Here is a 246-nt window from a genome sequence, read left to right on the forward strand (position 1 = left end):
GTCAGTTGGTAGAGACTGAACGTGACAGCGATCAGCAACGCCACGACCAAGCCTCGAACGCTTGCACGCTCAACACGACAAGTCATTGCGTAAATAACGGCGACCACCGCTAAAATCATCGCAGGCCCATCATATTGGTAAGTCAAATTTCCGAGAAAAAATGGATTGCACAAAATCGGAACAACCACTAAACAACTTGATACGGAGGGCTCAGGGAAATACCACACCGTCAGCCGACTCATCGCT

Annotated in this window: 1 protein-coding gene; it reads right to left on the minus strand. The window is 49.2% G+C overall.

Annotated elements, in window-relative coordinates:
• On the minus strand, positions 1–246 hold a 246-nt coding region (locus tag SB752_RS33055), incomplete at both ends, for a glucosyltransferase domain-containing protein (protein WP_410719603.1).

It is taken from the genome of Brevibacillus sp. SIMBA_040 (assembly GCF_046535075.1).
In the GTDB taxonomy this organism is placed as follows: domain Bacteria; phylum Bacillota; class Bacilli; order Brevibacillales; family Brevibacillaceae; genus Brevibacillus.